At 70.8% G+C, this 26304-nt stretch carries 21 protein-coding genes and 2 pseudogenes; 7 read left to right on the forward strand and 16 right to left on the reverse strand.

What is annotated here, in order from left to right; all coding sequences use genetic code 11:
• Positions 1 to 352: 352 nt before the first annotated feature.
• Genes ACIBI5_RS15985 through ACIBI5_RS16005 form a run of 5 tightly spaced genes read right to left on the reverse strand, consistent with a single transcriptional unit; the run spans position 353 to position 5210 of the window.
• Entirely contained in the window at positions 353 to 1093 is a 741-nt protein-coding gene (locus ACIBI5_RS15985; RefSeq protein WP_397247346.1) for a sugar isomerase domain-containing protein, read from the reverse strand.
• Complete coding sequence (locus ACIBI5_RS15990; RefSeq protein ID WP_397247348.1) at positions 1090 to 2334, reverse strand: hypothetical protein; 1245 nt, start codon at positions 2332 to 2334, stop codon at positions 1090 to 1092. The genes ACIBI5_RS15985 and ACIBI5_RS15990 overlap by 4 nt, the downstream gene beginning before the upstream one ends.
• Positions 2331 to 3266, reverse strand: coding sequence for an N-acetylglucosamine kinase (locus ACIBI5_RS15995; protein WP_397247350.1), 936 nt, complete (start codon positions 3264 to 3266; stop codon positions 2331 to 2333). Before ACIBI5_RS15995 ends, ACIBI5_RS15990 begins: the two co-directional genes overlap by 4 nt.
• A 15-nt stretch (positions 3267 to 3281) precedes the next feature.
• Complete coding sequence (locus tag ACIBI5_RS16000) at positions 3282 to 4358, reverse strand: helix-turn-helix transcriptional regulator (protein ID WP_397247352.1); 1077 nt, start codon at positions 4356 to 4358, stop codon at positions 3282 to 3284.
• Positions 4359 to 4367: 9 nt separating this feature from the next.
• Positions 4368 to 5210 carry a fumarylacetoacetate hydrolase family protein gene (locus ACIBI5_RS16005; RefSeq protein WP_397247354.1) on the reverse strand — a complete coding sequence of 281 codons (843 nt, stop codon included), beginning with the start codon at positions 5208 to 5210 and terminating at the stop codon, positions 4368 to 4370.
• Between the two features lie 114 nt (positions 5211 to 5324).
• Here ACIBI5_RS16005 and ACIBI5_RS16010 point away from each other — a divergent pair.
• Positions 5325 to 6476 (forward strand): annotated as a pseudogene (locus tag ACIBI5_RS16010) (aspartate aminotransferase family protein); the annotation flags it as partial.
• A 12-nt stretch (positions 6477 to 6488) separates the two neighbouring features.
• On the opposite strand, the gene ACIBI5_RS16015 reads toward ACIBI5_RS16010, so the two are convergent.
• Positions 6489 to 7508, reverse strand: coding sequence for an EamA family transporter (locus ACIBI5_RS16015; RefSeq protein WP_397247356.1), 1020 nt, complete (start codon positions 7506 to 7508; stop codon positions 6489 to 6491).
• 138 nt (positions 7509 to 7646) lie between these two features.
• Here ACIBI5_RS16015 and ACIBI5_RS16020 point away from each other — a divergent pair, with 138 nt between their 5' ends.
• Entirely contained in the window at positions 7647 to 8105 is a 459-nt protein-coding gene (locus ACIBI5_RS16020) for a rhodanese-like domain-containing protein (RefSeq protein ID WP_397247358.1), read from the forward strand.
• A 665-nt stretch (positions 8106 to 8770) separates the two neighbouring features.
• Here the strand turns inward: ACIBI5_RS16020 and ACIBI5_RS16025 are convergent.
• The 4 genes from ACIBI5_RS16025 to purD all read right to left on the reverse strand — a co-directional run bounded on the left by ACIBI5_RS16025 (position 8771) and on the right by purD (position 13663).
• A complete protein-coding gene (locus ACIBI5_RS16025; RefSeq protein ID WP_184958865.1) occupies positions 8771 to 10060 on the reverse strand; it encodes a transcriptional regulator in 1290 nt (429 codons plus the stop codon).
• Positions 10061 to 10261: 201 nt separating this feature from the next.
• Complete coding sequence (gene murA, locus ACIBI5_RS16030; protein ID WP_397247360.1) at positions 10262 to 11530, reverse strand: UDP-N-acetylglucosamine 1-carboxyvinyltransferase; 1269 nt, start codon at positions 11528 to 11530, stop codon at positions 10262 to 10264.
• Between the two features lie 79 nt (positions 11531 to 11609).
• Positions 11610 to 12446 carry a phosphoribosylaminoimidazolesuccinocarboxamide synthase gene (locus tag ACIBI5_RS16035; protein ID WP_397247362.1) on the reverse strand — a complete coding sequence of 279 codons (837 nt, stop codon included), beginning with the start codon at positions 12444 to 12446 and terminating at the stop codon, positions 11610 to 11612.
• The gene (purD, locus tag ACIBI5_RS16040) at positions 12443 to 13663 is read right to left on the reverse strand and encodes a phosphoribosylamine--glycine ligase (RefSeq protein ID WP_397247364.1); all 1221 of its coding nucleotides are present in this window, start codon (positions 13661 to 13663) and stop codon (positions 12443 to 12445) included. Before purD ends, ACIBI5_RS16035 begins: the two co-directional genes overlap by 4 nt.
• 350 nt (positions 13664 to 14013) lie before the next feature.
• On the opposite strand from purD, the gene corA reads away from it, so the two are divergent.
• Positions 14014 to 15120, forward strand: a complete 1107-nt coding sequence (corA, locus tag ACIBI5_RS16045) for a magnesium/cobalt transporter CorA (RefSeq protein WP_397247366.1) — start codon at positions 14014 to 14016, stop codon at positions 15118 to 15120.
• A 16-nt stretch (positions 15121 to 15136) separates the two neighbouring features.
• Positions 15137 to 16288, forward strand: a complete 1152-nt coding sequence (locus ACIBI5_RS16050; RefSeq protein ID WP_397247368.1) for a hypothetical protein — start codon at positions 15137 to 15139, stop codon at positions 16286 to 16288.
• An 8-nt stretch (positions 16289 to 16296) separates the two neighbouring features.
• On the opposite strand, the gene ACIBI5_RS16055 is transcribed toward ACIBI5_RS16050, so the two are convergent.
• The gene (locus tag ACIBI5_RS16055) at positions 16297 to 17202 is read right to left on the reverse strand and encodes a glycerophosphodiester phosphodiesterase family protein (protein ID WP_397247370.1); all 906 of its coding nucleotides are present in this window, start codon (positions 17200 to 17202) and stop codon (positions 16297 to 16299) included.
• Positions 17203 to 17322: 120 nt separating this feature from the next.
• On the opposite strand from ACIBI5_RS16055, the gene ACIBI5_RS16060 reads away from it, so the two are divergent.
• Positions 17323 to 17949: a GNAT family N-acetyltransferase gene (locus ACIBI5_RS16060; RefSeq protein ID WP_397247372.1), complete on the forward strand. Its 627-nt coding sequence runs from the start codon at positions 17323 to 17325 to the stop codon at positions 17947 to 17949.
• Here the strand turns inward: ACIBI5_RS16060 and ACIBI5_RS16065 are convergent.
• Entirely contained in the window at positions 17939 to 18934 is a 996-nt protein-coding gene (locus tag ACIBI5_RS16065; protein ID WP_397248026.1) for an NADP-dependent oxidoreductase, read from the reverse strand. The two genes, ACIBI5_RS16060 and ACIBI5_RS16065, sit on opposite strands and share 11 nt — an antisense overlap.
• Positions 18935 to 19015: 81 nt before the next feature.
• Positions 19016 to 19420: pseudogene (locus tag ACIBI5_RS16070) on the reverse strand (NADPH-dependent FMN reductase); the annotation flags it as partial.
• An 89-nt stretch (positions 19421 to 19509) separates the two neighbouring features.
• Here ACIBI5_RS16070 and ACIBI5_RS16075 point away from each other — a divergent pair.
• Positions 19510 to 22527, forward strand: a complete 3018-nt coding sequence (locus ACIBI5_RS16075; RefSeq protein WP_397247374.1) for an AfsR/SARP family transcriptional regulator — start codon at positions 19510 to 19512, stop codon at positions 22525 to 22527.
• 30 nt (positions 22528 to 22557) lie between these two features.
• Here the strand turns inward: ACIBI5_RS16075 and ACIBI5_RS16080 are convergent, their stop codons facing one another.
• The 3 genes from ACIBI5_RS16080 to fbaA all read right to left on the reverse strand — a co-directional run bounded on the left by ACIBI5_RS16080 (position 22558) and on the right by fbaA (position 25452).
• Complete coding sequence (locus ACIBI5_RS16080) at positions 22558 to 23841, reverse strand: adenylosuccinate synthase (RefSeq protein WP_397103672.1); 1284 nt, start codon at positions 23839 to 23841, stop codon at positions 22558 to 22560.
• 146 nt (positions 23842 to 23987) lie between these two features.
• The gene (locus ACIBI5_RS16085; protein ID WP_397247376.1) at positions 23988 to 24395 is read right to left on the reverse strand and encodes a DUF3151 domain-containing protein; all 408 of its coding nucleotides are present in this window, start codon (positions 24393 to 24395) and stop codon (positions 23988 to 23990) included.
• Between the two features lie 34 nt (positions 24396 to 24429).
• Entirely contained in the window at positions 24430 to 25452 is a 1023-nt protein-coding gene (gene fbaA / locus ACIBI5_RS16090; RefSeq protein ID WP_397247378.1) for a class II fructose-bisphosphate aldolase, read from the reverse strand.
• 92 nt (positions 25453 to 25544) lie between these two features.
• Between fbaA and ACIBI5_RS16095 the strand changes: the two genes are divergently transcribed.
• Positions 25545 to 26246 carry a DedA family protein gene (locus ACIBI5_RS16095; RefSeq protein ID WP_397247380.1) on the forward strand — a complete coding sequence of 234 codons (702 nt, stop codon included), beginning with the start codon at positions 25545 to 25547 and terminating at the stop codon, positions 26244 to 26246.
• Positions 26247 to 26304 lie beyond the last annotated feature (58 nt).

Consider the following 26304-nt stretch of genomic DNA (forward strand, 5'->3'; position numbering starts at 1 on the left):
GTCCGCATCTGTGTTCGCGACCGCGTTGGCTATTGCGGCCGTTCGGCTTCTGCGACCGATACGGGGCCCCTTCATTGCCGCGAAGGGCGCCACGTTGGTGGAGCCGCCGTGTCGAGGACCTGTACGACCGGCCGCACCGATGGCTCCAGCCCTTGCACCTGGCAAAGGCAGGCTGGCTACCGAAGTGCGTAGGTGCGGGCCGAGATCGGTACGTTCTCTCCGTCATCTGCTCCGGAGCCAGGGCGTGAAGCGGTCGTATTGCTTGAGAGCGTCGGGGCTTCTTTCGCCCTGGGATCCTGCACGGATCCCAGGGGCGGGCAGCCCGAACCCGTCGTCATGAGCCAGGACGGGGTCAGGCGTCGCCGAGGCGGATGCGGGGGCCGTAGTTCTGGAGGAGTGCCGCGTTGTGGGCGTCGCCGCCCGGTGTGTTGGCTGAGCGGAAGATCGGGGGAGCCACTCCGGCGGTCAGGTGGTGGCCGACGACTTCGGCCACCAGCATCTGGGCCGCCAGTACGCCGGTCAGGTTGGAGATCGGGCAGATCGTGGTGCCGTCCGGCAGGGGGAGGGCGGCGTCGCCGTACGGGGCGCCGTTGTCGATGGTGACGTGGGCGAGGTCGGCGAGGCGCGGGCCGGCCGGCAGGTGGGACGTGTGCGCGCGGGAGGTGATCGCGATGACCTGGTGGCCGTGGTTCACCGCCAGCTGGGCCATTTCGACGATGGAGGCGTTGCCGCCGGAGTTGGAGATGATGACGAAGATGTCCTCGGGCCGGATGGGGGCGAGGGCCCAGATGCGGGCGGCGAGGCCGGGTTCGCGTTCGATCTTGGGGTCGAGGATGTCGGCGGGGGAGGCGTCGCCGTAGTAGGCCACGTCGCGGATGCCGAGCTGGTTGGCGGGGACCAGGCCGCCGGCCCGGCCGACGAGTTCGAGGGCGATGGAGCGGGAGTGGCCGGTGCCGAACGCCTGGAGTACGCCCCCTGCCCGCAACGACTCGTAGATCAGGGCGCCGGCGCGGGCGATCGTGTCCCGTTCCTTGGTCACCAGCCGGTCGACGGCCGACCTGGCGATCTCCGCGTACGCATCCTGATCGATCACGCTTCCTCCAATAGCTGTCGTGCGGTGCCGGCGAGCGTCTCGGCGCTGCCGGGGGCGACGGCGCTCACCAGCACCTCGTAGTCGGATCGCCCGTACGCCTCGGCGGTGGGCAGGTAGCCGGGATATCCGTTGACGTAGCCGAGCACGGCGATCGGGCCGCGCCCGTTCCTGATGCTCTCCGCCACTCCGAGGAACGGCTCGCCGGGCAGCCCGACCAGTCCCAGCGCCCCCACTCTGGCCACGTTCACGTCGACGGGGACGGTGTCGGTGATGGGCGGGGCGCCGAGGGCTCTGGCGCGTACGCCCTCCAGCCTGCTGCGCGCCAGCCGGGCGGCCACCGGGTCGCCCGCGGCCGTGGCGTGCTCGTACTCGGTGGCGAGCGAGCCGAGGTCGGCGTCGCGCTGGGCCCGGCGCAGGTCGCGTCGTGCCCGGACTGTCCCGATCCGGTCGGTACCCGTCCAGGCCCGCTCACCCGCCTGGGCCAGCAGTTCGACGCAGCGGTCGGCGACCAGTCCGCCGAGCCGGTCCAGTTCGGCGGCGTCCTGGCCGAGGCGGGTGAAGCGGGTGCTGACGTTCCCAGCCGCGCCGGTCGCCACCACCACCCAGACACCGTCCCCGAGCCGCGCCCGCAACGCCCTCCGCACCGCCCCCGCCAGGTCCGCGCTGACCAGGAGGTTTCCGGCGGGCAGCACGGTCGGATGCACCGGCAGCACCACGACCACCCCGGCCGGCCCGCCGTCCCCCCACACCGCGACCACGTCCAGCGGCACCGTCCTGTCCGCGTCGGGCCGGCTGCGGTCGGCGCCGACGCCGTGCAACTCACCGCGATGAGCCGTCCCGTCCGCCGCCCGCTCACTTTCCACAGCCCTGTGTACGGCGGCGCGCACCGCACCAGAAACCCGCTCCAACCACGGCCGGGGCGTGACCCCACCCCCGGGCACACACCCGGTCTCGGGACCCGCATGGGTATGACTGGCCGCCAGCCAAAGCTCACACACCGCGGCCGGTCGAGCGTGGTCGTCCAGGTTCACGGCCCGGCGGGCGTACTCGGCCAGGTCGGTGTTGACGCAGATCACGTCGGCCACGGCCAGGGCGAGGCGGCGGTCGCCGTCGGACCACGTGACCGCGCTGACCCGGAGCGGGTCGAGGGTGCCGGTGGAGGGGCCGGGGCGGTCGATGTACCCGCCCATGGGGGTGCCGTCGGGCACGGGTAGTTCGGCGAAGCCGTATCCGACTCTCATCGGGCCGTCTCGCGGTGGGCGACGGTGGCCAGGGGCGTGTAGGGGCCGAGGCCGGGGGCGGCGGCGAGGTGGGCGGCGCCGGTCAGGCTGTCACCCGCCGCCTGGCTGATGCGAGCCAGGGGCAGACGGGCCGTCAGCGCCGACTCGAACCCGGCTCGCAGCCGTTCGTCGCGGAGCAGGCGTCCGGTCCAGGCGACGGGTACCTCGCCGGTGAAGTGGCGTGCGGCGGCGGCCACGGTGCCCGCCAGCTCCGTGGCCGCCGAGTCCACGATCTCGCCGGCCGCCGCGTCGGTGGCGGCCAGCTCGAACACGTGCGGGGCGAAGCGGGCGATCCGCGCCACCGCGTCGGGTGTGAGGTAGAGGCGGTGGGGCAGCGTGGCGAGGTCACCGAAGACCTCCCGCGCCCGCACCGTCAACGGCCCCTCCGGCTCTCGCCGGTCAAAGCCCCGGTAAGCGGCATCCAGCCCCCGCCGTCCGATCCAGAACCCGCTCCCGGCATCCCCGAACAGAAACCCCCACCCATCCACCTGCACAGCCGAACCACCGCCACCCGGCCGTTGATGCCCGTCTGGCCGAGCACCTTCGGCCGGTGGGACGCCGAGGGCGATCGCGCCGGTTCCGGCGGCCAGGACCACGCCGGTCCCGGCCGGAAAGGCGCCCGCGTGCGACGTGACCACATCCGTAGTGATGATCACCCGCCGCGAACGTTCCAGCAACCGCCGCGCCAGGCGATCCGGCGAGTCCAGAAGCGTGGTCAACCCGAGGCAGACGGTGTCCACACCCTCGGGCACCTCCAGCCGGGCGAGCACGGCGTCCACTGGCGACCCTTCGGCGTACGACAGCCCGGCCAGTTCCCTGACCTCACGCACCCGCCCGCGAGAAGCCAGAGCGACACGCAGCCCGGTCTGTCCGCCGTCGATCGCCAAGTCCATGACACCCCACCCTAGTTACGGTCCGGGCCGAAATCTAGCCCTGCGATACTCCGTGGGCGAACACCCCACATGCCGCCGAAACGCGCTCCGCAATGCCTTCGTACTCGGATACCCGGTATGCGCGGCGATGACATCGACAGGCAGCCCCGAACTGGTCAGCAACCGCCGCGCATGCCGTAGCCGCAATCCGGTCAGATGCCGCAGAAACGTGGTCTGCCGCTCCTCCGCGAACAGATGCGAGATATAGAACGGGCTCGCGCAAACAGCGGCCGCGACATCGGCCAGCCGCAGCCCCGGATCGGTGTAATGATCGGCGAGGTAGGCCTCGGCCAGCCCGAGGATGTCGCGCCTCGGGGTGGCGGGCAGCAGCCTGCCGAGCCGTTCCTTCAACCAGATGTGCAGGTAGGAGCGCTCGTGGATGTCGCCGACCGTCACGATGTCCTCGATCGGCAGTCGCGCGCTGGCCTCCACCCAGTCGGTCGAGCCGTCGGCCAGCCGCGCCGGTCCCGCCACGTCCACCACGAACAGCAGCTGGCCGATGAGCCAGTTGCGCAGAATGCGCGGGTCCACACCGGGTTCGCGGGCGCACCGGTCGATCCATCCGGCCAGCAGCCCGGCGGCGCCGTCGCGGTCGCCGGCCCGCACCCGGCGGGTCAGTTCCTGCTCGATGCGCACCGGCGGCGAGGGATGGTCGCCGTCGACGGCGGGCAGTGTGATCACGCGGTCGCCGCCGAGCACGAGCTTGTAGTCGTTGGCCCGCCGGGCCTCACGCTCGGCCTCCAGCGGACCCGATCGGGGCGGCCCGATGCTCACCGTGGCGGTCCAGGCCGTTTCGCGGACGATCCGCGCGCGTACCTCCTCGGCGAGTGTCGCCGCCTCGGACATCAGCGCGTCGGGGTCCGCGCCGGTCAGCAGCACCAGCCACTCCTCCGGCGGTTCCGGGCGCCACGTGACGCCCGGACGGCAGGTCGCCGCCTCGGCCACGGCCCGCGAGGCCCGCCTGAGCTGGCCCTGCGCCCATGGCCGGCCCTGGGCCTGCTCGGAGGCGATGAAGTCGTCGATGTCCACCAGGGCTGCGACGGCGTAGGTCATGCCCCTACTTTAGGCGGACCGAAATTTGACCGTATTGACAAGCGTTCCGACGCCCTCGACCGTGGCCCGCATGGTGTCGCCGTCCTTGAGCGGGGCGATGCCGGCGATCGTCCCGGTGGCGATGAGGTCGCCGGGCATGAGCGTCATCCCGTCCGACAGGTCGGCGATGAGCCGCGGGATGCCGAAGACCATCTGCTTGGTGTTGGCCCGCTGCCTGACCTCGCCGTCCACCTCAAGCGTCAGTTCCAGCGCCTGCGGGTCCGGCACTTCGTCCACGGTCGCGAGGTACGGCCCCGCCGGCGCGAACGTGTCGAACCCCTTGGACTGGTCCCAGGGGACGTTCCTGGAGATGTTGGCCAGCTGGAGGTCGCGCGCGGTCATGTCGTTGATCACGGTGTATCCGGCGACCGCCTCCTTCCAGCGTTCGGCGGGCAGGTCGCGGGTCCGGCGGCCGATGACCACCGCCAGCTCCACCTCGTGTTCGAGGTGCCGGGTGCGGGCGGGCGCGATCACCGGCTGGTTGTGCCCGGTCAGCGCGGAGGGCGGCTTCAGGAACAGCACCGGCTCCGGCGGCACCTCCATGTTGCTCTCCTCGGCGTGCGCCGCGTAGTTGAGCGCCAGGCAGCAGATCTTGGTGCAGGTGGCCACGGGCGGCTCGAACAGCACGCCGGCCTCGTCCAGGACCGGCCGGCGCCGTGCCACCTCCTCGGTGAGGCGGTCGAGGCCGTAGGAGTCCAGGAGCGCGACGGGGTCGTCGGTGCCGAGGTCGGCCAGGCTGATCAGGGCGCCGTCGCGCTGGGCGACCAGCTCGACGGGGGCGGAGGTGGTCCGCCGGATGCGTCCAAGGAACATGGTTCTCACCCCATCAAGCCCGCCGGTCGCCCACAAGAACCGAAATTTGCGGTGACGACCCGCTTCTTGCCCTCTTGCTGGTGGTCTGGCGGAGCATCCCCTTTGATGGTCGGCATGAGCCGCACCCTGGACGCCAGCCGCGACCTCTACGCCACCGCCCGGCAGTACATCGCCGGAGGTGTCTCCAGCGACGCCCGCCGTACCTCGGGAGTGCCCCTTTACGTCGAGCGCGCGGCCGGCTCGCGGCTGTGGGACGTGGACGGCAACGAGTACGTCGACTACGTCCTCGGCCAGGGCCCCGCCCTGCTCGGCCACTGCCCGCCGGAGGTCGTCGAGGCCGTCGGCGCCCAGGTCGCCCGCGGCATCGTCTACTCCGCGCAGCACGCCGCCGAGGTCCGCGTGGCCGAGCGCCTGTGCGCGATGATCCCCTCGGCCGAGCGCGTCCGCTTCAACACCGTGGGCTCGGAGGCCGCGCACGCCGCCTGGCGCCTGGCGCGCGGCCACACCGGCCGCCGGAAGATCCTCAAGTTCGAGGGCCACTACCACGGCTGGCTGGACCCGGTCCTCTACAGCGTGCACCCCGCCGTGGATCTCGCCGGCCCCGCCGACGCGCCCGTCCCTGTCTCCGGTACGGCAGGCCAGCCCGAAGCCGCCGACCTGGTCATCGCCCCCTGGAACGACCTGGCGACCCTGACCAGGATCATGGACGCGCACGCCGGCCAGATCGCCGCCGTGGTCTGCGAGCCCGTGCTCTGCAACACCGGCGCCATCACGCCGGAGCCCGGCTACCTGGAGGCCGTACGCGAGCTGTGCGACCGGCACGGCAGCCTGCTCATCTTCGACGAGATCATCACCGGCTTCCGCCTGGCGCCCGGCGGCGCGCAGGAGTACCTGGGCGTCACCCCCGACCTGTCGGTCTTCGGCAAGGCGATGGCCGGCGGCATGCAGGTCTCCGCGCTGGCCGGGCGCGCCTTCGTCATGGACTCCATCTCCGGCGGCAAGGTCGCGCACGCCGGCACGTTCAACTCCCAGCCCGTCGGCATCGCCGCCGCCGAGGCGACCCTGCGCATCCTTGACGAACGGCGCGAGGAGGTCTACGGCACCCTGTACGCGAGGGGGCGGGCGTTGATGGAGGGCATCCGCGAGGTCGCGGAGAAGGCGGGCGTGCCGTTGCTGGTGGACGGCCCCGGCCCGGTCTTCCAGACGTACTTCACGGACGCGCCGGCCGTACGGGACTATCGGGATTTCGCCCGCACGGACCGCGCCAGAATGGCGCTCCTACACGCGGCGCTGCTCGAGCGGGGGGTCAACATGGTCCCCAGGGGGTTGTGGTTCCTGTCCACCGCGCACACCGAGGCCGACCTCGCCGTCACCATCGAGGCCTTCGACGGCGCGCTGCGGTCGCTTCCGCTCGGTTGAGATCACCAGCGCGACGCCGACCAGGATGACGAGGCCGCCGACCATGATCTGGGGCGTGATCACCTCGCCCAGGACGATCGCGCCGAGCGCGACGGCGACGGCCGGGTTGACGTAGGCGTAGGTGGCGACGAGCGAGATCGGCGCGTTGCCCAGCAACCACGAGAACGCCGTGAACCCGATCAGCGACCCCACGAGGATCAGGTAGAGCAGCGCCAGCCACGACCGGGAGCTGACCGCGGTCACGTCGAGCCGCTCGCCGAGCCCGGTGCCAAGGATCGCCAGCCCGATCCCGCCCACGAGCATCTCCACGGTGGAGGTGGCGAAGGCGTTGGCGGGCATGGCGATCCGGCTGGACAGGAACGACCCGATGGCCCACGACACGGAGGCCAGCAGCACGATCACGATGCCGCCCGTGGCGGCCGCCTCGCCGCCGGTCAGCGAGAGCGCCGCCACGCCACCGAGGCCCACCAGCACGCCCGCGAGCGTCAGGGCCTTGGGCCGGTCGCGCACCACGAACCTGAACACCACCAGCCACAACGGCACGGAGGCGACGAGCAGCGCCGCGAGTCCGGTCGAGATGTACTGCTCGGCCACGGCCAGCATGCCGTTGCCCAGCGTGAGCAGCAGCAGGCCCGCGACCGCGGCGCCGGTGAACTCGCGCCCGGTCATCCGGAACGCGCTCCTGCCCTTGCGCAGAAGCAGGAACCCGCCCAGCAGCACCGCCGCGGTGATGAACCGCATGGAGCCGCTCAGCATGGGCGGAAGGGACTCGACCGCGATGCCGATGCCCAGGTAGGTGGATCCCCACACCACGTAGACAATCGCGAGTGCGCCCCACACCAGGAGCGAGGCACGCCGGTCAGTGGCGTTTGCTTGCATAGCTCATGACAATAGCGCCGCCGACCGACATTTTCGGCCTTGGCGGGATATTAGCGGTAAGAGGCATCTGCGCCACTCGTGGGGCCGCCCACGGACCGGCAGGATTTCGGACATCGCCCCGAGAAAGGAACCCCGGAGATGTCCGCCGTCACCAGCGTCGCCCCCGCCCCGAACGCCGTCGCCCTCGCCCACTTCGCCGCCCGCCTGGCCTTCGAGACCGACGTCTCCGACGTGGCCGCGGACCTGGAGTCCGGCGCCCCGGGCGTGGTCGTGATCGACTCCCGCAGCGGGGAGAGCTGGGACCAGGGCCACGTCTCCGGCGCCCTCCACCTGCCGACCGCCGAGATCGCCACCCGCGCCCGCACCCTGGTCCCGGAGGACGTGACGGTCGTGACCTACTGCTGGGGACCGGGCTGCAACGGCGCCACCCGGGCCGCGCTGGAGTTCGCCAAGCTCGGCTACCGGGTCAAGGAGATGATCGGCGGCTTCGAGTACTGGTCCCGGGAGGGCTTTCCGGTGGAGACGTCCGGCGGGGTGGTCCGCAACCCCGTGGACGCGCTGACCGCACCGGTCTCGGGCATCGCCTGCGCCTGCTGAGACGGGCGGAGAAGGATTTGGTGCCCCCGTCCGAATCAGTCGATCGGGGGCGAAGAAAACATACCCCACCCGGCCGCAATCAACCCCGATCATCCCCTCGGCGAGTCGCCAAAACCCTCACCTCAAACCCCTGAAACCCCACCACCAGGCAAGACCCCCAAACCGGCCCACCCCGAAACCCCTCACCGGCCCCGTGGACGGGCTTCGCACCCCGCCAGACCCGTGGACCGGGGCTCGCTTCCCGCCCTCCCTCCTGCCAGGCCCGTGCGCCGGGCTCCGCCACGCCCGAGCATGGGCCTGGATCCCGAGCCTTGTCTCCTGGCAGCGGACATGGGGCTGCCTCTGGGTGAGGGAGTCGGAGTTCCCCTGGAAAGGCCGATCCCGCCTCCTGGCAGATGGGCCGGGAGGCGGGATCGGGTCAGGGCCGGTCCGCTGGTGACGGGGGGCCGTTGCGGTGGGGACCACGTCCGACGTGAGAAGCGATCCCCCCGATCGGCGCCCGCCGACGTCGGCGGGTGGCGTGGGCGGTGGCGGCGCCGTAACGGAAGGAGCGTGTTACGAGCAGATCACCCAAGCGACACACCTCAAGAGAAGGAAGAAAGACACCTCCAGGAGATCGTCGGGGTCCGCCGTCCGCGAAAGGGGAAGGGGGGACGGCGGACCGTTCAGCGGGGACCGAGCTTTTCCACGATCAGCCGGTAAAGCTGGCGGGGACGGCCAGGCTGTGGAGTGCGGTTGGGCGGGAGCGGCCACGCAAGCCCCTCGTCAACCAACGTGCGCAGCAACCGCCGGGCGGTACGCGGCGTGACGCCGAGCATGCGCCCGGCCCCCTCCGCGTCCACCACTGTGTCCCCGCCCTCCAGCTTGGCCGCCAGCCGCGCCAAGACCTCCACGCCCTTGGGTTTGAGCGTGGTGGATCCCTGCGGCGGCATCCTGGGCGCCGGGATCAGCGCGCGGCCCTCGCGGTCCACGGCGAATCCCTGTGCCTGTTTGCCCGCCTGCGTGCGCGCCAGGGCTGCCCTGGCGTGCGACTCGGCGTCATGCGTGGTACGCCCCATCCCGACGCCCACCTCTACCGCCAGCCCCAGTTCCTCGCGGATCCTGGAGGCGAACGGCAGCACCCTGAATCCGTCTGTCGCGGCCGTGATCGAGCCTCTGGTGGCGGTCACCAGGTAGGCGTGATCGTCGATCGGCCAGACGGTGGCGTTGATCCGGTTCGCTTCCTGGACCAGCAGCCGGTGCAGTGACAGGCGTAGCTCGTCGCGCCAGTAGCGGGGTGCCGCGCGCCGCACGGGTTCGCGCAGCGTGGGCACCTCCACCAGCACCACGGTCAGTTGCGACTCCTCGAGGCGGTGGTGCGCGCCGAGGAGTGCGGCGGTGTGCAACGCTGTGCGCACCGCGCCCGAGGTGGGCCTGATCCTGATGACCGGGACGCCTGCTGTCTGCAGGCGTTCGGCCACTGTGGGCAGGCAGGTCAGGGCGCCTGTGGTGGCGCCCTGCCGCAGCAGACGCTCGTGGTAGGCCGCGATCGTCCCGGTGGCTCCGGGTTCGTCGCGGCTGTGCACATCTGTGGCTGCGATGCCGAGGTCGGTGTAGGCCTCTTCGACCTCGGCCCGTGAGACCACGTCGATGCTGACCCGTTTGGGGTCGATCCGAGTGTCCAGCGCCGCCTTGGCCAACGCAGCCACCAACGCGCTGCCGCCAAGCTGCACGTAGGTCGCCGGCATGGTCAGCACGCCTGATCGCCGGGCCAGGTCGTATGGGACCGGGCTGGCGAACAGGCAGGCGTCCACACCGGGACCCAGCCGTGTCACCTTGTCGGGCGCCTCCTGCTCATCTCGATAGGCGGCGGCCACAAGGCGGCACGGCAAGGGCGCGGCTGCGTGACCCATCAGCATGACCCGCTCGACCAGATCGTGCGGGCCGACCACGCCAATGGTCAGATCCGGTGTCATGGCGCCCGGGCGTGACACTCGGGGAGTTTCTTCGGCCCTCTCGACCAATGTTCGTCCCATCCTGCCGTCCGTTGCAGTGCTCTCTTTTGGAACGATCGCTCGCGGGGGCCGTAATGTCACGCCCGACTTTTCCGGAAAGCCGTTCTGGTTGACCGCCCGGTGAGCTGTTTTAGCAGCTCACAGCGTATTTCACAGGCTTTTTCAGCGTCCTGAAATCTCTCGCGTAATGTCCGCTCCCAGAGCCCGCATTCGCTCGGCGAGATGAGCGTGGCCGCGGTCGATGAGGTATCCGGACTCGATGACCGTCTCGCCCTTCGCGGCCAGTCCGGCGAGAACCAGGGCGATACCGGAGCGCAAGTCATGGGCGGTCACCTGCGCGCCGGTCAGCGGGGTGGCGCCGCGCACGATGGCTCTGCTGCCCTCGACCTCGACGTCGGCGCCCATCTTGTTGAGCTCGCCGGCCAGGGCGAAGCGGCCGTCGAAGATGCGCTCGTGGATGTAGCTGACGCCCTCGGCCAGGCAGGCGACGGTCATCATCGGCGACTGCAGGTCGGTCGCGAAGCCCGGGTAGGTGTCGGTGATGATGTTGATCGGCCGCAGCGGCTGGCGGTCGCAGCGCACGTGCAGCACGGCGCCCTGCGTGGCGAACTCGACGCCCATCTGCTCCAGCTTGTGGCGCACGACACCCAGGTCGAGGCCGGTGCCGACGAGGCTGACGTCGCCGCCGGTGAGCGCGGCGGCCATGGCGAACACGCCCGCGTCGAGCCGGTCGGGCATGACGGTGTGCTCGACGGCGTGGAGCTCTTCGACGCCTTCGACGGTGATGAAGCCGGTGCCGCCGCCGCTGATCTTCGCGCCCATCTTGGTGAGCATGTCGATGACGTCGAGCACCTCGGGCTCCAGCGCCGCGTTCTCGATCACGGTGGTGCCCTTGGCCAGGGCGGCGGCCATGATGAGGTTCTCGGTGCCGGTGTGCGAGGGCGTGTCGAGGTAGAGGGTGGCGCCGGTCAGGCCGGAGGCCTTGACGTGGATGACGGTCTCGCCCTCGTCCACGATGGCGCCGAGGCGCTTGTAGCCGAGGTAGTGGAAGTCGAGGTTGCGGCTGCCCAGGTTGCAGCCGCCGACGCCCTCCACGATGGCCTCGCCCAGCCGGTGGAGCAGGGCCGGGGTGAACAGCACCGAGCCGCGGAAGCGCCGCGCGATCTCCGCGGGGAGCACCGGGCTGGCCAGGCTGGAGGCGTCGATGACAAGGGTCCGCTCGGACTCGTGCAGCTCGACGTAGGCGCCGATGGCCTCCGCGAGCTCCACGGCCCGGCGTACGTCCTCGATGATCGGCACGTTGCGCAGGACCGTACGGCCCTTGGGGGCGAGAAGAGCCGCACCGATCATCGGCAGCACGGCGTTCTTCGCGCCCTGGATGAAGGCGGTTCCACGCAAAGCGTTGCCACCGCGCACGCGGTATCGGACCATCCGTGCGGCTCCTCGGGAAGTTATGGGTCGGGCTTGAACGGGCCAACAGTAGCCGCTCGCCACGCCTGCCCCGGCCGAATCACCCGCTAAATGGCGTACCAGTGAGCCGCTCGTATGCCTCGAGATAACGCGCTCTGGTGCGATTGACTACTTCGTCCGGCAATGCGGGGGGAGGGTTTCCAGAGGATTTGTCCCAGCTTGAATCGGGTGACGTCAACCAATCACGGACATACTGCTTGTCAAAGGACGGTTGAGGACCACCGGGCTTCCATTCAGAGGCCGGCCAAAATCGCGAGGAATCGGGTGTCAGGACCTCGTCGGCGAGCGTGAGAACACCGTCGTGGTCGCGGCCGAGCTCGATCTTGGTGTCGGCCACGATGATGCCGCGCTCACGGGCGATCTCGGCGCCGCGGGTGTAGACGTCCAGCGTGATCCGGCGCAACGCGTGCGCGGTCTCCTCGCCGACCGTCTCCACGACCTGCTCGAAGGTCATCGGCTCGTCGTGCTCGCCGACCGCCGCCTTCGTGGTGGGGGTGAAGATGGGCTCGGGGAGCTTGGAGCCGTCCTCCAGGCCGGGCGGCAGCCGTACGCCGGAGACCTCGCCCGTGCGCCGATAGTCGATCAGGCCCGAGCCCGTCAGGTAGCCGCGCGCCACGCACTCGACCGGCACCATCTCCAGCGGCCTGCACACCACGCTGCGCGCGTCGGGGCCGTGGGTCACCAGGTGGTTGGGCACGACGTCCTTGAGCTGGTCGAACCACCACAGCGACAGCTGGGTCAGGATCGCGCCCTTGTCCGGGATCTCGGGTTCGAGCATGTGGTCGTAGGCGGAGATGCGGTCGGAGGCGACCATCATCAGCAGGCCTTCGTCGGTGACGTAGAGGTCGCGTACCTTGCCGGAGTGCACGTGCTTCATCGGGCGATGTCCGTCCTGTAGTGCGAGCCGCGCAGGTTCACCCGCGCGACCAGGTCGTAGGCGTTGGCTCTGGCGCTCGCCTGGTCGGGGCCGGTGCCGACCACGCTCAGCACCCGGCCGCCGGCGGAGACCACCTGGCCGTCGACGAGCTCGGTGCCGGCGTGGATCACGTAGGCGTCCGCCGTCGGCTCCAGCCCGGTGATCACGTCGCCCTTGACCGGATCGGCGGGGTAGTTCTCGGCGGCGACGACCACGGTCACCGCCGCGCCCTCGCGCCACGCGAGCGCGCCGGCCGCGCCGAGCGCGCCGGTGGCGCAGCTGAGCAGCAGCCCGCCCAGCGGCGTGGCCAGCCGGTCGAGGATCACCTGGGTCTCGGGGTCGCCGAAGCGCGCGTTGAACTCGATCACCTTCGGCCCCTTGGCCGTCAGGGCCAGGCCCACATAAAGCACTCCGTTGTACGGCAGGCCGCGCCGCCCCAGCTCCGCGATCGTCGGGTGCACCACCTCCCGCATGACCTGCTCGGTGAGGTCGTCGGGCGCCCAGGGCAGCGGCGTGTAGGCGCCCATGCCGCCGGTGTTGGGCCCGGCGTCGCCGTCGTAGGCGCGCTTGAAGTCCTGGGCCGGCCGCAACGCCACCGCGTCGCGGCCGTCGCACAGCGCGAACAGCGAGACCTCGGGCCCGTCGAGGAACTCCTCGATCACCACCCGCTCGCACGAGGCCGCGTGCTCCAGAGCCGCCTCCAGCGAGCCGGTCACCACGACGCCCTTGCCCGCGGCCAGCCCGTCGTCCTTGACCACGTACGGCGCGCCGTACTCGGCCAGGGCGGCGGCGGCCTCCTCCGGCGTGGCGCAGGTGCGCGAGCGGGCGGTGGGCACCCCCGCCGCGGCCATGATCTCCTTGGCGAACGCCTTCGACCCCTCGATCATCGCCGCCTCGCCGGAGGGCCCGAAGACGGGGATGCCGGCCGCCCTGACGGCGTCGCCGACGCCCGCGACGAGCGGCGCCTCCGGCCCGATCACGACGAGGTCGGCGCCGAGGCCGACCGCCAGCGCGGTGACCGCCGCCGGATCGGTCGCGGCGACGGGATGGGTGGTGGCGACCTGCCGGACGCCCGCGTTGCCGGGGGCACAGTGAAGGTCGCTGACCTGGGGATCGAGGCTGAGAGAACGGCACAGGGCGTGCTCACGCCCGCCGGAGCCGATGACTAGAACGCGCACGAACCCCATTGTCCCAGGCCCGCTCCGTCCTGACCGCCGAGGGCAGACTTAGGCGGCAGCATGGGGAAGTTTTGTGGAGTTCTGCCGGTTCCCCTGGGTCGTTGGCGAGTATGGTCGGCTGAGTTGACCACCCTGTGGTAAGTTAGGGCGGCTTTGCGGTGTCTCTTGTGATTGGAGGTGGTCCGGGATGAATCCTGGTGATCCCAGCAGTACGTGCTCGTCCACGTACGCCGTGCATACCCCCGACCACTCCAATCCGGCAGCCTGATCGTGCCACCACGCCATTTCCTTGATTGAGGTGACTCTTCACTACGCGTGGGCAGGCCCAGGTCGGGCGGAAAGGGACTGCCATGCGCTCGTCCACCCTTTTCCGTCGTATCAACCGCCACCCCGTCAAGAAGCCCCACGTAGCGCGCCAGCTCACCAAGCCCGTGCGTGAGGCCTGTGTGCCACCGGTCGACTCCATCGTCGAGTACGGCGCCTACATAGGCGGCGAGAAGGTCATCGCCCCGGGCATCGTCGAGTCCCTTGAGCTGGTGCGCGAGCACAACAAGACCGGGTCCAGGGCGTTCGTCTGGGTGGGCCTGCACGAGCCGGAGGCTCCCGAGGTGGAGTGGCTGGCCGAGGTCTTCGGCCTGCACCCCCTGGCCGTCGAGGACGCCGTCAAGGCGCACCAGCGGCCCAAGGTCGAGCGCTACGGCGACTCGCTGTTCCTGGTGCTCAAGACCATCGCCTACCTCGACCACGACGAGCTGACCGCGACCAGCGAGATCATCGCCACCGGCGAGATCATGGTCTTCCTCGGCACCGACTTCGTGGTCACCGTGCGGCACGGCGAGCACTGCCCGCTGACCGAGGTACGCGACAAGCTGGAGAGCCGCCCCGACCTCCTCGACCGCGGCCCGGCCGGTGTGGTGCACGCCATCTCCGACCACGTCGTGGACCGCTACCTGCAGGTGGCCGACCTGATGCAGCTGGAGCTCGAAGAGGTCGAGGCCACGGTCTTCGCCGACGTCAGCTCCCGCGACATCAACAGGATCTACCAGCTCAAGCGGGAGATGCTGGAGATGAAGCGGGCGGTCACCCCGCTGCAGTCGCCCATGGCGGCGCTGCCCCAGCGGCGGGTGATCCCCTCGGAGATGCGCGAGTACTTCCGCGACGTCAGCGACCACCTCGCCCGCGTGTGCGAGCAGGTGGAGTCCTCCAACGAGCTCGCCAACTCGATCCTCCAGGCCGCCCTGGCCCGCTCGAACACCCTCGCCAACGAGGACATGCGCAAGATCTCCTCGTGGGTGGCCATACTGACCGTGCCCACGATGATCGCCGGGATCTACGGCATGAACTTCGACTTCCTGCCGGGCTCGGACCAGATCTGGGGCTATCCGGCGATCGTGACCCTCATGATCACCGTCTGTACTCTGCTCTACCGCGGCTTCCGGCGTAACGGCTGGTTGTAGAGCTACCCTGTTGCCGGTGTCAGTGCAGCGAGTCCAGACCGAGCGCTGGTTCGTCCGCCACGGTTTCCCCACGATGATCGAGGGCTACGCCTTCCGGCGTGACGTGCTGCCCAGGATGGTGCCGCCGCTGGTGTTCGTCGCCCTGGTCTCGTTGCTGTGGCTGGTGCCGCTCAAGAGCATGGGGTCGGGCCTGTGGCTGCTGCTCGGCTGGGTGATCGTCGTGGCGGTGGCCGTACGCCTGGCCGGGGTGGTCTCGGCCAGGCGGCTGACGCGCTTCTCGCCCAGGATCACGGTCGTGGTCCTGGTCGTCTACGCGCTGATGCCCGTGGCCGTGCCGCTGCTTCAGGTGGCCGTGGACGGCGACGTCACACCGCCGGCCGGGCGGTGGCTCGGCGTGCTCGGGTTCGTGCTCTTCTTCGCCGCCGCCTTCGCCGCGACCGTGCTGGGCACGACGTACGGCTTCGGCGCGCTGCTGGGCAGGACGGTCCGGCGTACCCTCTCCGACCTGGGCAACAGCGTCCATCTGCTGGGACGGGCGCTGCCCGCGCTGTTGTTCGTCACGTTGTTCCTGTTCTTCACCGGTGAGCTGTGGCAGGCCGTCAACCGCCTGGAGTGGTGGCGCATCGCCCTGGTCGTCGTCCTGTTCGCCTCGGTCGCCGTGCTCGCCTCGGCCTCACGGCTGCGGGAGGAGATCGGCCGGGTCGAGCAGGACTTCAGCGCGTCCAGGCTGGAGTCGGCCTGCAGGAACACGCCGCTCGCCGGGGCGCCGTTCGAGGAGCTGACGCGCGACGGCCTGCTGCGCGCGGTGCCGCTCAGCGGCCGTCAGGTGCGCAACGTGCTGCTGATGCTCGCCGTCCGCCAGCTCGTGCAGGCGGCGGTGCTGGGCGCGGTGCTGTTCGGCTTCTTCCTCATCCTCGGCCTGCTCATGGTCACGCCGGAGACGGCCGAGCAGTGGATCGGCTCGCGGCCCGTCCCCTCGCCCCTGATTCCCGTGCTGCCGGTGGCGCTGCTGCGTATCGCGACGTTGTTCGCCGGGTTCGGCAGCATGTACTTCGTCGTCACCTCGATGAGCGACAGCGACCATCGCCGGCAGTTCTTCGCGCCGATCATCGACAAGATCGAGCGGGCGCTGGCGGTACGCGCGGTCTACCTGGCCATCGGCCGGTGAGCAGTGGGTCAGACGGCGACGGGCTTGAGCGGGGCGACCGGCTTCGGCAGGTCCAGGCCACGCTCGGCCCACAGCTTCCGCATCCTGTCGGGGTAGTCGGTCACCACGCCGGCCACCCCCAGGTCGAGCATGCGCGCGGCCAGGTCGGTGTCGTTGACGGTCCAGACGGCCACGTCGAGCCCGGCGCCGGCGCACTGGGCCATCAGCGCCTCGTCCACCATCACGTGCTCGGGCGAGAGCGTCGTCGCGCCGGCCGCGGCCGCCGCGGCGGGGAGGTCGTCGCCCAGGCAGCCGTGCCAGTGGAGCGTGTCTAGCTCGATCAGCGCGAAGCGCCTGGTGTCCCGCGCCTTCTTCGCGGCGTGGGCGATGATGCGCCAGTCGAAGCTCAGGATCGCCGCGTTGCCCAGGCGGCCGTGCCGGTCGAGCTCGTCCAGGACCAGGTCGGTGAACAACTCGGGGTCGGGGGTCAGCTCGGGGCGCGTCGGGTCGGACTTCAGCTCCACGTGCAGCCGGACGCCGTCGGCCTCGTAGGCGTTGACCAGGCCGAGGACCGCGCCGAGCGTGGGCATCCTGGTGTCGGGGACGGCCACCTGGGTCAGGGCGAAGGGGTCGTCGGGGTGGCGCGGCAGCCGTACGCCGACGTCGAGCATGCGCAGCTGGGCCAGGTTCAGGCCGTTGATGGGCTTGCCCACGTACGGGAAGTCGGGGTCGCCGGCCGTCAGCGGCCGGGTGTCGGCGCTGGTCACGGCGGAGACGGTGAGATCGTGGGTGAGCACCAGCCGCCGGTCGGAGGTGAGCGCCACGTCGAGCTCCAGGGCATGGACCCCGAGCTCCATCGTGCGGCTCAGCCCCGGCAGGGTGTTCTCGGGCCAGAGTCCCCTGGCTCCCCTGTGTCCATGAATCTCGACGCGCACACCGGGGACCATACCGTTCGCCCGTGCCGGGCAGGAGGTGCCACGCCGCGCTGGTGAGATTGCTCGCACCAGGAACTTCCGAGCCAGAAAAGCGGATATATCAACCTAAGCTGGTCTGTCATGAGCGTAGACATCGTACGGGCCTGGGCACGGGGCTGGGCCGTCTCACGCGCCACCAAGCAGCCGGTCGAGGAGCTCTGGGGACTCCGCGTCGACGTCGGCCTGCCGGGACACCTCGTACGCCACATCCTCCCGAAGGCCTCACCAGCGGTTCTGCGCCACCTGGCGGGCACACTCGACGCGCCCGGCACGTGGCTCAAGGTGTGCGCGCCCGCCGAACAGGTGGCGCCCTCGCTCACCCCTGCCTGGTCGGTCCAGGTGCCGGAGTTCATGATGACCGCGCGGCTGCGCCGTACCGAGGTGGCCGCGCCCGGTGGCTACACGCTCGCCGTCGTCCAGCGCGGCCAGGTCGTCACCGCCCGGCTGCTGACCGGCGACGGCGAGGTCGCCGCCCGCGGCCAGCTCGCGCTCACCGGCGCCACCGGCGTCGTCGACCAGGTGGAGACCGCCGCCGGCCACCGCCGCCGCGGGCTCGGCAGCGTCGTGATGAAGGCCCTGTCGTCCGCGGGGGCCGAGCGGGGCGCCGCGACGGGCGTCCTGCTGGCCACCGCCGACGGCAGGGCCCTCTACTCCACACTCGGCTGGCGTCTTCACACCGTGGTCACCGCCGCCGTGGTCACAGCCTGACCAGCATCTTGCCGACGTTCCCGCCGGCCAGCACGTCCAGGAACGCCTGCGGCGCCCGCTCGATGCCCTCGGCCACCGTCGACTCGGTACGCAGCGAGCCGTCGGCCAGCCAGCCCGCCGCCTTGCCGATCCACTCGGGGAAGCGGTCGAGGTAGTGGCTGACCAGCATGCCGCGCAGCGTCGCGCTCTTGTGCGCCAGGCTGAACAGGTTCGCCGGGCCTGGCACCGGCTCGGTCGCGTTGTAGGCGCTGATGGCGCCCACCATCGCGATGCGGCCGCCGACCTTGAGCGCGTCGATCGCGGCCACGAGGTGGTCGCCGCCGACGTTGTCGAGGTAGACGTCGATGCCGTCCGGCGCGGCCTGCGCCAGCTGTTCCGCCACCGAGCCGGCCCGGTAGTCGATGCCGACGTCGTAGCCGAAGTCGGTCACCAGCCGCTTGGCCTTGAACGGCCCGCCCGCCGAGCCGATCACCCTGGCCGCGCCCAGCTTGCGGGCGAGCTGGCCGGCGACGCTGCCCACGGCCCCGGCGGCCGAGGAGATGAAGACGGTGTCGCCCGGCCGTACCGGGGCGACCTCGGTGAGGGAGACGTAGGCGGTCAGGCCCGTGGTGCCCAGCACGCCCAGGTAGGCCTCCTCGGGTGCCAGGTACGGGTCCACGACCGTCGCCTGCGCGGCGTCGACCACGGCGTATTCACGCCAGCCCAGGAAGTGCACCACGGTGGCGCCCACCGGGATCTCCGGGGCGCGTGAGTCCACGACCTCGCCCACGGCCGAGCCGTCCAGCGGCCGCCCGATCTGGAACGGCGGGATGTAGGACTCCACGTCGTCCATGCGGCCCCGCATGTAGGGGTCGACGGACATCCACGTGTTGCGCACCAGGACCTGGCCCTCGCCGATCTGCGGGACGTCGGTCGTGGCCAGTTCGAAGTCACGCAGCTCCGGCTCTCCGGAGGGACGGACGGCCAGGCGGATCTCGCGGTTCATGACATTCTCCTCAAGGGTGTCGAGCAGTCGCTCGGCTTCGCTGTCTTCGGGGTTCTCGTGGTTGCGGAAGAGCACCGGCTCGCCGGCGCGGACGGCGCCGAGGCAGGCGAAGACCGGCTCCAGGTGCTCGACGGCCCGCCGTCCGCCCGACTCGCCGCCGTAGGCCACGAACGCCACGGGCTTGCCCCGCCACTCCTCGCGGTACCAGTCGATGGCGTTCTTGAGCGAGGCGGGATAGCTGTGGTTGTACTCGGGCGTGACGATCACGAACGCCTCCGCCCGGGCGAGCCAAGGCCGCAGATCCCGTACGGCCGGCGGCTCCGGCCCCCCGGGCTCGGGCAGCACCGTGGGCAGCCACGCCTCGGCCAGGTCGATCACGTCGACCTCCAGGCCGGACCGCCGGCCGGCGCGCTCCTGGATCCACTTCGCCGCCGTGGGCCCGAACCGGCCCTGCCGTACGCTCCCGATGATGATCGCGACCCGCATGTCCGCCTCCTCTCCCGTGTCGCTGTGGGTCCACTGTGCGCCGGGGCCCGCACGGACGGCTGGGGGTTCGCTGGGGGTAGCGTGACCTGGTGCGATTTGGTGTGCTTGGCCCGCTCTCGGTGTGGGCCGACGACGGTGAACCGGTCCGCGTGCCCGAGCTGAAGGTGCGCGCGCTCCTGGCCGACCTGCTGGTCCACGAGGGCCGCCCGGTCCCCGCCGACCGCCTGGCCGACGATCTGTGGGGCGAGGACCTGCCCGGCAACCCGGCCAACACCCTGCAGACCAAGATCTCCCAGCTGCGCCGCGTCGTGGGCCGCGACCTCGTCCAGTACGAGCCCGCCGGCTACGTCCTGCGCGCCCCGGACGTGGACGCCCTCGCCTTCGCCCGCCTGCTCACGCGCGCCCGCGCCGAGGACGACCCGCGCGCCCGCGCCGCCCTGCTGGCCGACGCCCTGTCCCTGTGGCGCGGTCCCGCCTACGCCGACTTCCGCGACGAGGAGTTCGCCCGCACCGCCGCCGCCCGCCTCGACGAGCAGCGCCTGACGGCCCTGGAAGAGCACGCCGAGGTACGGCTGGCGCTGGGCGAGCACACCCGGCTGGCCGACGAGCTGTCCGAGCCGGTCGCCGGCCACCCGCTGCGCGAGCGGCTGCGTGCCGTACACCTGCGTGCCCTGTACCGGGCCGGCCGCCAGACCGAGGCGCTGGCCGGTTACACGGCGCTGCGCGAGAGGCTGGCCGACGAGCTGGGCGTGGACCCCGGCCCGGAGCTGGTGGAGCTCTACCAGTCCATCCTCCGCCAGGACCCGGCCCTGGCTCCCGCGCCCACCCCGGCCACCTCTTCCGCCCGCCCCCGCACCAATCTCCCCACCCCCCTCACCGCCCTGATCGGCCGCGAGGCCGCCGTGACCGAGGTCCGCACTCTCCTCGGCGACGTGGACGCCGGGTCTTCCGGGGATGCGGGGTCCTTTGGAGATGCGGGGTCTTCCGGGGATGCCGGGCCTTCCGGGGGTGTGGAGTCTTCCGGGGGCGTGGGGTCTTCCGGGGGTGCGGGGTCCTCTGGGGGTGTCGGTGGGTCACGGCTGGTCACGCTGACGGGGCCCGGCGGGGTGGGTAAGACGCGGCTCGCGCTGGCCGCCGCCTCCCGCGAGAACGCCTGGCTGGTGGAGCTCGCCGGGCTGAGCGCCGATGACCCGGCGGCCGTCGCCGAGGTGGTGGCCGACGTCCTGGACGTGCGGGACGAGGCGGTGGCCCGATCCGGCAGGGCCGCGCTGCCCGAGCGCCTGGCCGACGCCCTGAGCGGCCGTGAGCTCCTGCTGGTCCTGGACAACTGCGAGCACCTCGTCGAGCCGGTGGCCGAGCTGGTGAACCTGCTGCTGCGTACCGCTCCTGGTCTCCGGGTGCTGGCCACCAGCCAGGAGCCGCTGGCCATCCCCGGCGAGGCCGTGTACCCGGTGTCCCCGCTGGCCGCGCCCGACGCCCTGAGCCTGTTCGCCGCCCGCGCGGGCGTGGTGCTCAACGCGGACACGACGCCGTGGGCCGAGGCGATCTGCCGCCGTCTGGACGGCCTGCCGCTGGCGCTCGAACTGGCCGCGGCCCGCGTGCGCGCGCTCGGCGTGCGGGGGGTGGCCGAACATCTCGACGACCGCTTCCGGCTGCTGTCGGGGACCACCCGCGGCCTGCCGGCCCGTCAGCGGACCCTGCGCGCGGTGATCGACTGGAGCTGGGAGCAGCTCACCGCGCCGCAGCGGGAGGCGCTGAGCGCCCTGGCCGTCCACCCGGGCGGCTGCACGCTGGAGGCCGCCGGGATCGACGCCGACCTCGTCGACCAGCTCGTCAACCGGTCGATGGTCGTCGCCGAGCCACCGCGCTATCGGCTGCTGGAGAGCATCGCCGCCTACTGCCTGGAGCGCCTGGCGCCTGACGACCCGCTGTTCGCGCGGCGCGACGCGTACTACACCGACCTCGCCGACCGCGCCCGCCCCCACCTGTACGGCCACGCCCAGCGGGAATGGCTGGCCAGGCTCGACGAGGAGATGACCAACCTGCGCGCCGTGGACACGGGCGAGCGGCTGGCGTGGTACCTGTACCTGCGCGGGCGGCACACCGAGGCCTACCGCCTGACCAGGGGGACCGCCTGGGAGCCGGGGTTCGCCATGTTGCTCGGCCTGCCGTACCGGGAAGGGGGCGGTGCGGCGAGCGCCCGGTCGCGGTGGTTCACCGCGCACGCCCACCTGCACCTGGGCGACGTCGCCAAGGCCGGGCCGCTGATCGACGGGGCGCTGGCCGACTTCCGCGCCTCGGGCGAGCGGTGGGGTGAGGCGGCGGCGCTGATGGGACGGGCCAAGCAGGCGATCTTCCAGGGGGAGTTCGCGCGGGCCGCGCGCAGCGGCGTGGAGAGCCTGGAGATCTTCACCGAGCTGGGCGACCAGTGGGGCCGGCTTCAGGCCAACGACCAGCTCGGCTACCTGGCCGAGATCGGCGGCGACTACGAGCGCGCCGCGGCCCTGCACCGGGAGGGTCTGCGGATCGCCGAGGACCTGCGGTTGTGGACGGACGTGTCGTATCGGCTGTCCAGCCTGGGGCGGATCGCGCTGCTGACGGGGGAGCTGGAGCGGTCGAGGGAGTTCCACGAGCGGGGGATGCGGCTGGCGGCCGAGCAGTCGAACCGGTTCGCGGAGGAGTTCGCGCGGGTGGGGCTGGGGCTGGTGGCCCGGCGCTCCGGCGACCTGGACGAGGCGGAGCGCCTGTTCCAGGCCTCGCTGGAATGGAACCGCCGCCTGGAGGCCGACTACGACGTGCCCTTCTACGGGGTGACGCTGATCCTGGCCGAGCTGGGGTTCGCCGCCGAGTCGCGTGGCGCGGCCGTACCGGCGAGGAAACTGCACGAGGAGGGGCTGCGGGCCGCACGCGCGCTCGGAGACCCGCGCTCGGTGGCGCTCGCGCTGGAAGGGCTGGCCGGAGTGACCGTCCTGGAGGGAGAGCCTTCGCGGGCCCTTGACCTGCTGGACGAGGCGGCGGAGCTGCGCGCCTCGGTCGGCGCTCCGCTCCCACCGGCCGAGCGCGGCGACGTGGACCGCATCAGGAAGGCCGCGCGGGCTCGGCGGTGAAGGGGGCGCGGGTGGCGCCCCCTTCCGACGTCACACCAGCGAGCGCAGCGAGATCGTCTGGTCGCGGCCGGGACCGACGCCGATCGCGGAGATGGGCGCGCCGCTCATCTCCTCCAGCGTGCGCACGTACGCCTGCGCGTTGGGCGGCAGGTCGTCGAACGTCTTGGCCCCCGTGATGTCCTCCTGCCAGCCGGGGAACTCCTCGTAGATCGGCTTGGCGTGGTGGAAGCCGGTCTGCGTCATCGGGATCTCGTCGTGGCGCTCGCCGTCCACGTCGTAGGCGACGCAGACCGGGATGCGCTCCAGGCCCGACAGCACGTCGAGCTTGGTGAGGAAGAAGTCGGTGACGCCGTTGATGCGGGTGGCGTAGCGGGCGATGACCGCGTCGAACCAGCCGGTGCGGCGGTTGCGGCCGGTGGTGACGCCGTACTCGCCGCCGGTGGTGCGCAGCCAGTCGCCCATCGCGTCCTCGAGCTCGGTCGGGAAGGGCCCGGAGCCGACGCGCGTGGTGTACGCCTTGAGGATGGCGATGACCTTGGTCAGGCGCTGCGGCGGGATGCCGGAGCCCGCGCACGCGCCGCCGCTCGTCGGCGAGGAGGAGGTCACGAACGGGTAGGTGCCGTGGTCGATGTCCAGGAGCGTGCCCTGACCGCCCTCCAGCAGCACGAACTTGCCCTCGTCGAGCGCCTTCGACAACACCAGCGAGGTGTCGGCGATGTGCGGCTTGAGGCGCTCGGCGTAACCGAGGTACTCCTCCAGCACCTGGGCGTGGTCGAGACCGCGCCGGTTGTAGATCTTGGTGAGGATCTGGTTCTTCTCGTTGAGCGCGACCTCGATCTTCGCCGACAGGATGCCCGGGTCGAGCAGGTCCTGGACCCTGATGCCCACCCGGTAGATCTTGTCCCCGTACGCGGGCCCGATGCCGCGGCCGGTCGTGCCGATCTTGGCCTTGCCCAGGTAGCGCTCGCTCACCTTGTCCAGGGCCTTGTGGTGGGGCATGATCAGGTGCGCGTTCGCCGAGATCAGCAGGCGTTCCGCGGACACGCCCCGCGCCGCGAGCGCGTCGATCTCCTGGAGCAGGACGCCCGGGTCGATCACCACGCCGTTGCCGATGACCGGCACCACGTTCGGCGACAGGATGCCCGTGGGCACCAGGTGGAGCGCGTACTTCTGGTCGCCGATGACGATCGTGTGGCCCGCGTTGTTGCCGCCCTGGTAGCGGACGACATACTCAACGGCGTCGCCGAGCAGGTCAGTGGCCTTTCCCTTGCCCTCATCGCCCCACTGGGCGCCCAAGACAACGACAGCCGGCATGGTTCTATCTCCCCAGCACACGGCGATGGATCCGCGGCGCAGCGACTGCGAGCGGGCACGCCAATAGACACGGAAACCCCTGGCGCAAGCGCGACAGGGGCTCTTGCGTAGAGAGACTACCCGATTGGGCTATTCGTCCCCAAGGCTCACTTGGCCAGCGCGTCGTAAGCTGCGGGGTCGCTGTCCTTGAGGAACTGCATGCACCGCTCGGCCTCGTCCTTCTCGCCGATCGACTGGGCCGCGCGTGCGAGCGAGTACAGGCAGCGCAGGAAGCCCTGGTTGGGCGCGTGCTCCCACGGAATCGGGCCGTGGCCCTTCCAGCCGTTGCGGCGCAACTGGTCGAGACCGCGATGGTAGCCGGTCCTGGCGAAGGCGTATGAGGTGACCGCGTGACCCTTGGCGAAGTACTCCTCCGCGAGCGCCGCCCATGCCGCCGGGTAGGCGGGGAAACGGGCGGCCACGTCGGCGGCCTTGGCACCGGCCTCGAGCGCCTGCCTGGCCTCGGTCAGATCCGGCAGGAGGGTCGGGGGCGGCCCGGCGAGAAGGTTATCCATACAAACAGTCATACCCGCCGGGCCACTCGTGTGACTAGGTGATCTTCGTGCCGGCGGACTTCAGGTCCTGGCACGCCTGGGCCACCCGGGCCGCCATGGCCGCCTCGGCCGACTTGCCGTAGGAGCGCGGGTCGTAGACCTTCTTGTTGCCGACGTCGCCGTCGACCTTGAGCACGCCGTCGTAGTTGGTGAACATGTGCGCGGCGATCGGGCGGGTGAAGGCGTACTGCGTGTCGGTGTCGATGTTCATCTTCACCACGCCGTAGGTGATCGCCTCGTGGATCTCCTCCAGCGCCGAGCCGGAGCCGCCGTGGAAGACCAGGTCGAACGGCTTGTCCTTGCCGTACTTCGCGCCGACCGCGTCCTGGATGTCCTTCAGCACCGGCGGGCGCAGCTTCACGTGGCCGGGCTTGTAGACGCCGTGGACGTTGCCGAAGGTCGCGGCCAGCATGTACCGGCCCTGCTCGCCGATGCCGACCGCCTCGGCCGTGGCCAGCGCGTCGTCGGTCGTGGTGTAGAGCTTCTCGTTGATCTCGCCGACGACGCCGTCCTCCTCGCCGCCGACCACGCCGATCTCCATCTCCATGATGATGTTGGCGCGGTGGCACTTGTCGAGGAGCTCCTTGGCGATCTCCAGATTCTCCTCCAGCGGTACGGCGGAGCCGTCCCACATGTGCGACTGGAACAGCGGGTCCAGGCCCTTGGACACGCGCTCCAGCGAGATGTCGACCAGCGGCCGCATGAAGCCGTCGAGCTTGTCCTTCGGGCAGTGGTCGGTGTGCAACGCCACGGTCACCGGGTACTTGGCGGCGACCACGCGGGCGTACTCGGCCAGGGCGCTCGCGCCGATGACCATGTCCTTCACGGTCGCGCCGGACAGGAACTCGGCGCCGCCGGTGGACACCTGAACGATGCCGTCGCTCTCGGCCTCGGCGAAGCCGCGCAACGCGGCGTTCAACGTCTGGGAAGAGGTCACATTGATCGCCGGGTAGGCGAATCCGCCTGCTTTGGCCCGGTCGAGCATCTGCGCGTAGACCTCTGGGGTGGCGATGGGCATGATTCATCTCCTAGAACGTTCGGCTTCGCGGTGCCCAGTATCGCGGCTCGCCAACCCCCGTGGTAGTGACACCGCCCGGTAAGCTCCACTGCGTGGACTGGCTTCTCAATCTCCTCGACCCGACATGGTGGCTGACCATTCTCGGGGCGTTCGCCACGGTCGGCGTGCTCGCGATCATTTTCGCCGAGACCGGCCTGCTGCTCGGCTTCTTCCTGCCGGGCGACTCTCTGCTGGTGGCCGCCGGGATCTTCAGCTCCGCCTCGGTGGCCGTGGGGATGGGCATCGAGCCGATCTCACTGCCGGTCCTGCTGATCGGGACGCCGCTGTGCGCGATCGCGGGCGCGCAGCTCGGCCACTTCCTGGGGATGAAGTTCGGCAGGAAGATGTTCGACAAACCCAACTCGCGGCTCTTCAAGAAGGAGCACGTCCTCAGGGCCGAGGAGTTCTTCGAGAAGTTCGGCCCGGCGAAGGCCGTGGTGCTGGCGCGGTTCGTGCCGATCGTGCGTACGTTCATGAACCCGGTCGCCGGCGTGCTGGAGATGAGCCCCAAGCGGTTCTTCATGTGGAACGTCATCGGCGGCATCGTCTGGACCGAGGGCCTGATCCTGCTCGGCTACTTCCTGGGCAGCAAGGTCAACCCCAAGCAGATCGACAAGTACATCCTGCCCGGCGTCTTCCTCATCGTGTTCATCTCCCTCATCCCGATCATCGTCGAGTTCGTGAAGGGCCGGCGGGCGGCGAAGGCCCTGCCCACGCCCAACGGCAAACACCACAGGGTCAACACCAAGCACTGAGAGGTTCTCCAGGGCACGGCGAGGTTACCAACGGGTACGCTCCGGTGTGTGGGACGCC

This window comes from Nonomuraea sp. NPDC050540, from assembly GCF_044457485.1.
Taxonomy (GTDB): domain Bacteria; phylum Actinomycetota; class Actinomycetes; order Streptosporangiales; family Streptosporangiaceae; genus Nonomuraea.